The organism is Rhodanobacter sp. FW021-MT20, from assembly GCF_041107475.1.
Classification (GTDB): Bacteria; Pseudomonadota; Gammaproteobacteria; order Xanthomonadales; family Rhodanobacteraceae; genus Rhodanobacter_A; species Rhodanobacter_A glycinis.
The window spans coordinates 1-5,993 of the sequence record NZ_JBGBPX010000036.1 but is presented as its reverse complement, the minus strand read 5'-3'; the positions used below and the strand labels follow the sequence as shown (position 1 = coordinate 5,993).

The 5,993-nt window shown below is 62.5% G+C and carries 7 protein-coding genes; 6 read left to right on the top strand and 1 reads right to left on the bottom strand.

Annotated elements, in window-relative coordinates:
* Window positions 1–236 precede the first annotated feature (236 nt).
* Both AB7849_RS19390 and AB7849_RS19385 read left to right on the top strand, forming a co-directional pair.
* Entirely contained in the window at window positions 237–3,170 is a 2,934-nt protein-coding gene (locus AB7849_RS19390; protein WP_008209282.1) for a Tn3 family transposase, read from the top strand.
* Between the two features lie 39 nt (window positions 3,171–3,209).
* Window positions 3,210–3,845 (top strand): hypothetical protein, encoded by a 636-nt coding sequence (locus AB7849_RS19385; RefSeq protein ID WP_008209284.1) that lies wholly within the window; start codon window positions 3,210–3,212, stop codon window positions 3,843–3,845.
* Window positions 3,846–3,925: 80 nt separating this feature from the next.
* Here AB7849_RS19385 and merR read toward each other — a convergent pair whose 3' ends face one another.
* Window positions 3,926–4,333, bottom strand: coding sequence for an Hg(II)-responsive transcriptional regulator (merR, locus tag AB7849_RS19380; RefSeq protein ID WP_008209286.1), 408 nt, complete (start codon window positions 4,331–4,333; stop codon window positions 3,926–3,928).
* A gap of 65 nt (window positions 4,334–4,398) precedes the next feature.
* Between merR and AB7849_RS19375 the strand changes: the two genes are divergently transcribed.
* From AB7849_RS19375 to AB7849_RS19360, 4 genes are all read left to right on the top strand, one after another.
* Window positions 4,399–4,992, top strand: coding sequence for a hypothetical protein (locus tag AB7849_RS19375; protein WP_153021737.1), 594 nt, complete (start codon window positions 4,399–4,401; stop codon window positions 4,990–4,992).
* 111 nt (window positions 4,993–5,103) lie between these two features.
* Window positions 5,104–5,325 carry a (2Fe-2S)-binding protein gene (locus AB7849_RS19370; RefSeq protein WP_015447712.1) on the top strand — a complete coding sequence of 74 codons (222 nt, stop codon included), beginning with the start codon at window positions 5,104–5,106 and terminating at the stop codon, window positions 5,323–5,325.
* A gap of 216 nt (window positions 5,326–5,541) precedes the next feature.
* Complete coding sequence (locus AB7849_RS19365) at window positions 5,542–5,826, top strand: BufA1 family periplasmic bufferin-type metallophore (protein ID WP_015447711.1); 285 nt, start codon at window positions 5,542–5,544, stop codon at window positions 5,824–5,826.
* Window positions 5,827–5,837: 11 nt separating this feature from the next.
* Window positions 5,838–5,993 (top strand): multinuclear nonheme iron-dependent oxidase (locus AB7849_RS19360; RefSeq protein WP_369501556.1); only part of this gene is annotated, 156 nt, incomplete at its 3' end.

Genomic DNA, 5,993 nt, shown 5'->3' with positions numbered 1-5,993 from the left:
GAGACCTACCGCGCGGTAGCGTCCCGACTTCCGGACAATCCTGCGGTGCGGTTCGAAGGCGAGAACGACCTGGTCGTGGTGTCACCTTGTTTTAGGTGCAAATAGTAACGCTTAGCCTCGTCAAGCAACTCTTTGATTTGACGGGGAATAATGTAGGCGCCCGGGAAGCAATCTTCATAAAATCAACAGTTTGCTGTTAGCCTCAGATCTTCTCCACGGAAAGGCCGGAGGTAGGCATGCAGTACTGGCAGGCGCCGTATCTTGGGCTGCGCACCATTCCCAAGGAGCTCAATCAGTTCGAGCTCCATGCCTTCTTCACTTACTCGGCCAAGGAACGGCGCGTCATTCTCGCCAAGCGCGACGCGCTGCACCGGCTGGGCCTGGCGTTGCAGATCGGCTTCATCCGGATGACTGGCAGCGTGCTTGCGGCCGTCAAAGTAGTCCCTGCCGAGCTATGGGCACATCTAGGCAAAACGCTGGAGATCACGACGCCGGATATTGCCTCGCTCCGCTCGCTATATCGCCGCCGGCCGACCTTGTTCGCGCACCAGAACGCCGCCATGGAAACGTTGGGTTTTGGTCGCATGTCCGAACACCAGCGCCGTGCCCTGGTGCGCTACCTGCGTGTCGAGGTGCTGTCCGAGTTCGATCGTCATCGTTTGAAAACACACGTCAAAACGTGGCTGTACGAGCACGGCATCCTCATTGAGGGCGAGCGCCCACTGAAGAGCGCCATCGATGTCGCGCTAAAGCTGGCCGAGGATGAACTCGGCACCGTGCTGCAGAAGGACGCCCCTTTCACTGTCCTCGATGCGTGGGTGCGGGCCTGCGACGAACCCCATCGCTCTGGTCTTTCCTTTCAGGAATGGCTTGCGCAAGCACCACGCCGGCAGTCGCTCCCCCAGATTCGCGAACAGTTCGAGCGGATCCAATACCTGACCCAACTCGGTGTGGCCGCACACCCCATGCCTTCCGTGTCGGATCACATCAAGCGCCATTACGCCCAGGCGATGGCAGATCGGCCACCCGCGGCGAGTAAGCGTATTGCGGCAACGCGCCGGACCATCGAGGTCGCCTGTTACCTGCAGACGGCGCTGTGCACCGCCACGGACCGGGTGCTGGCCATGACGCGCCAACACGTAGCCGATCTTTGGGGCAACGGGATGCGCGCCGTGGTCCAATCCGCCGAGGCGCGTGCGCGCACGCTGACCACCTTTGCGAAGGAAGTCCGCGAGCTGGCCCTCGATCGCTCCCTTCGCGAAGAGGATCTGCGTGCGGCGATTCTGCGTGCGGTGGAACAGGTCGGCGGCGGCAAGAAACTCAGCCGAGCGCACCTGACCCGTGAACAACTCCTCCTCAAAAACAACCGCCACTCGCGCTCGCTGTTGAAAATGCTGTGTGCGCTTCCCTTTGAGAGCGTGGCGCCGCACCCGGTTCGTCAGGCGCTGGACGCCTTGCGCGAGATCTATCTGCAGCGCAAACCAGCACTGCCCGAGGCGATACCGGTTCACCTCGGCAAAGTGTGGGACGACATGCTGGCAAATCCCGACCGGCAACGTGCCCTGCAGGCCTTCGAGGTGGCGACGCTGCTGGCGTTACGCCGTGCCCTGAAGAACGGCAGCGTGTATGTCGCGCACAGTTTCAGCTTCCGCAGTCGCGAAAGCATGCTGATTCCGTCCGCGGAATGGACCAAGAGCAAGACGCATCATTACGCGCGCTTGAAGCTGCCCCGCGACGCGAAGGAATTCACCGGTCCGCTGGTCGAGGAAGTGTCCAAGCAGCTCCAGCACCTGAGTGAAGCCGCGCAGGCTGGCGACGTCACCGTGGACAGAGACGGTGTGCACTTGCCCAAACTCCCGGCGGAGGACGTGCCGGAAGCCGTGATGGTGCTTCGGGATGCCCTGATGGAGCGCATGGGAGCGGAAGAGCTGCCGGGCGTCATGATGGAAGTGGACAGCCACACCCGCTTCAGCTGGACGCTGCTGGGCCGCGAGCCGCGCTCGATCGATGAGTTGCGCTTGGTGTATGCCGGTCTTCTTGCGCACGGCACGGCATTGTCCGCCGCCGATACGGCGCGCATGATGCCGGGCCTCTCCGCGGATGCCGTCAATCAGAGCATGCGTTGGATCGCCCAAGAAAAGCGCTTACGGGAAGCCAATACCGCCGTCTTCGAGTACATGCACAGCCACCCCATTGCCGAATCCTGGGGACGCGCCGATCTGGCGTCCGCGGACATGATGAGTCGTGAAACCGTCAAGAGCAGCCCCCTGGCACGTCGCGACCCGCGCACGAAGAAGAAGTCGATTGGCATCTACACGCACATCCATGACCGCTGGGGCATCTTTCACGACCAGCCCGTCGTGCTCGGCGAACGGCAACAGGGTGTGGCCTTGGAAGGGGTCCTTCGCCAAAGCACGGTCACGATCAACCAATTGGCGGTGGATACGCACGGTCAAACCGAATTCGGCATGTTCTTGGCGAAAACGGTGGGAAAGGATATGTGCCCACGGCTGCGTGATGCCAGCGCACACAAGCTGTATGTGACCCCGGCGATGACGGTGCCCGAGGGGCTGCGCAGCGTGATCGCCAAGAACCGAGCGCATCCTGAGAAGGTGGAGCCCGTATGGGATGAATGGGTCCGCATGGCGGCCTCCACCCATGTCGGCAAAGCGAGCGCGGTCGACATCCTGTCCCGCTTCGGCTCCGCCGCGGCCGGTGAGCAGTTGTACGACGCGGGCGTCCAGATCGGCCGATTGCTACTCACGCTCTATCTGTGCCGCTGGTTCACGCTACCCGACTTCCGCCGGGAAATCCTGCGCACCCTCAATCACGGGGAACGTGTCCATGTGCTGGAGCATGCGCTGGAAACGGGCAAGGTGCCGCGGCATCAGATGAGCCACAACGCGCGCCTCCGAAGTGTCTCCTCCGCCATCACGCTGTTGAGCAACATCGTCATGGCGTGGACCACGGCGCGCATGCAGCAATCGCTCGCGACCTTGCCCGCCGACATCGCAGCCCTCGCGGTGCCCGAGAACCTGCGCCATATCGCGCCGATCCAGGAGCGTCTCGTGAATTTTCGCGGGCTGTTCCTGTTCCCGGTCGAGCGGTACATGGCGCGGTTGCTGCCCACCCTGCAGCCGGTCAGGCCGGTGCTGCGGAACATGCGTTAACGTCGTTGGAAGCCGCCACGCGTTCGCACGGAATCCCGCATGACCTCCCAACGCAAATCGCCCGCCGAAGCGGCTGCCGGATTAAAGCTGCCACCGGATGTGTCCTTTCACCGCGACCCTTTGCCGGACGGTATCGCCTACGTCTTTCGGCACGCCGAACTGGGGGAGTTGGGACGCCTGCGCGTCACAGGTACCGCGTCCGGCGAAACCTGCGTGGTCACCGACATCGCCGGCGACGAACGGGAGGCGATGTTTGCCCAGCGGCGCGCGATATTGGAACCCCTGTCGCACCAGATCGTGACGGCGCTGGAGTCCATTCGCGGTCCGAGCAGTACGCCACCACCACCCTTGGCGGCAAAGCACTCGCTGCCCGGCGGCACCATCCCCGTCGAAGAAGTGCGTTGCGACCGCTGCGGTGCATGGGTGGCTTTGCTGGTGTTTGCCGAAGGCGCCACCGATCATGGTCGGTTCGAAGACGTCGCGCGGCAGATGTACCCGCACTACGCGGTCACCACGGTGCCGACCTACATCATTGGTCCCGAGCAAGGCAGCACGCCCGCCAATTTCCGAGCCGCCATCCTGAAGGTATGGCCGCAGCGCGAACCGATCACGACGTTGACCCCTGACCAGTTTCGGTCGCGCATCACGCGGCTGCTGACGGGGCATTGCCGATAAGCCGGCGAACAGCTTGCCTTCATGTCCGGCTGATCCACCAAAGAGTGCGCCAGGCTGTCAGGCGTCGCCGGCAGGACGTCTCAACGGCCATGCAGGGAGGCGATGAGGGGGCAGGTAATGGTGCCGCGATGCGAATGACATTGCGCGACCAATCGAGCCAGTACGGTTTCCATGCGCTTGAGGTCTTTCAGGCGTCCCCGCACGTCGGCCAGGTGCTGCGCGGCGAATTGTGCCGCCTCACTGCAATGGGTGCCGTCCTCCAGGGCGAGCAACTGTGCGACTTCGTCGAGGCTGAAGCCCAAACGCTGCGCTGACTTGATGAATTTCACACGAGCGACATCGGTATCACCATAGCGGCGGATGCTGCCATAGGGTTTGTCCGGTTCCGGAAGCAGCCCCTTGCGCTGATAAAACCGGATGGTTTCCAGGTTGACCCCCGCGGCTTTGGCAAACGCACCGATGGTCAGTTGTTCCGATGGCTTCCCCATACCCATTGACTCCGTACATGACTACGGACATAGCGTACACCCACCTCACCCCCTGGGAGACGTTCGTGTTCATTCACTTCTACACGGTGCCGCTCGTGTGCGAGGCGGTGCCGCAGATCGGTTGCGGGTGCCTTGCCAAACCCGTTTTGGCACGCCTGGAGGTTCATCCTGATATTGCAGAGGTTTGGCTGCACCATCGCGGTGACGTGATCGCGATCAAATGGCTGCGTGAGCTTCGGGTCGACCAGCAGGTCGGCCTCCTGCGTGCTGCCCTCGGCGGTGACAGCCAGGTTGCTTTGGTAGCTGCCACGACGGCGTCGGCGTTGCTTGCCACATTTCCGAACCCTTCATACTGGTACCGGCGCGAGACGGTCGATCAGCTCAGTCAGGAGGAGGCGCACACCATGGCCGCCCGTCTCGTCCAGCGGCTGTCGCAAGCACGCGTTCCGTTGCCCGATGGGGCCGCGCTGCAATGCGATCTCGCGTGTGCGCTGCTAGAGGTTCTTGTGGCAGACGAGGCCTTGCCTATCGAAGCTCGACTTGCCCGGCTACTCGGGGTGGCGCGAAACACATTCCAGCAGCATCTCGGACCGAACGCGCTGCCGCAGCTGGAGGCGTGGTTGACGCCCGCTGCGCTCCTGCCCGAGGCCGCGGGTTGACGTGCCGACTTCGCGTCAGATCGTGGGTACGACTCCGTGCTTCAGGACCGACATCTGCGATCCGCCGCGTCTCAGGCTACGACAGGACGGCTCCGCCACGCGAGTTGGATCATGACTGACGTTTGCGTGTGCCACAGCGTGACCGAGGAGGACATTCGCCACGCGGTGGTGGCCGGGGTGCGCAGTTTCGAAGCATTGCAGTGGCTCACCGGCTGCTCGGGTGGCTGCGGAGGCTGCGAGCAGGAAGCACGCCAGCTGCTAAGCGACATCATCACGGAAATCGCATGCGCACATCCGACCTTCCATCTCAGGCCGAGCCACGATGGGCAGTAGGACGTCGGTCAAGGCTCCCGCGGTCTTGGCAATCCACGCTTGATGTCGTACCGAAGTACGGCAGTAGGCTCTGCGCCATGGGCGGAGATTGACCGGACACGCGGTTCGAAGATGAGGATGGCTGCTGGTCGACACGGGAAAGTTTCTGCATGGGTTACCGATTGTCATTTTCAAAGAAGGCCAGAGTGTTTCTGGCCACGTACTGGAGAGTTGAGAATGAATACCGCATCGATTCTGAAATCCGTTCTGGCGGGAGGACTCACGTTGGGTCTGACCACAGTCGCAGCGGCCGCAGGCATGCAGAGCAAACCGATGTCAATGAGTCATATGGAGAAGTGTTACGGCATCAACGCTGCGCAGAAGAACGACTGCAAAGCAGCAGGCCACTCCTGCGCCAGCCAGGACACCAAGGCCCGCGATCCAAACTCTTTCGTCGCGGTGCCCAAGGGCTTGTGCGAGAAGATCGACGGCGGCAAACTCGAACCGGCACAGAAGGGCTGAGCAACACCACGATGCACGACGCGAGCACGCTCGCGGCGCCACCGATCTCGGCTCCTTCTGGAGTCGGGATCGGTCTGCGTGCGCCACACATGCAGCGGGTGTTGAGCGAACGTCCGCGCGTGGCGTGGTTCGAGGTGCACAGTGAGAATTTGTTTGCCGACGGCGGA

Excerpts from the sequence above, each read along its gene's own strand:
- AB7849_RS19370 (WP_015447712.1), top strand. The coding sequence starts at position 5,104 with ATGACTGACGTTTGCGTGTGCCACAGCGTGACCGAGGAGGACATTCGC.
- AB7849_RS19365 (WP_015447711.1), top strand. The coding sequence starts at position 5,542 with ATGAATACCGCATCGATTCTGAAATCCGTTCTGGCGGGAGGACTCACG.
- AB7849_RS19390 (WP_008209282.1), top strand. The coding sequence starts at position 237 with ATGCAGTACTGGCAGGCGCCGTATCTTGGGCTGCGCACCATTCCCAAG.
- merR (WP_008209286.1), bottom strand. The coding sequence starts at position 4,333 with ATGGGGAAGCCATCGGAACAACTGACCATCGGTGCGTTTGCCAAAGCC.
- AB7849_RS19385 (WP_008209284.1), top strand. The coding sequence starts at position 3,210 with ATGACCTCCCAACGCAAATCGCCCGCCGAAGCGGCTGCCGGATTAAAG.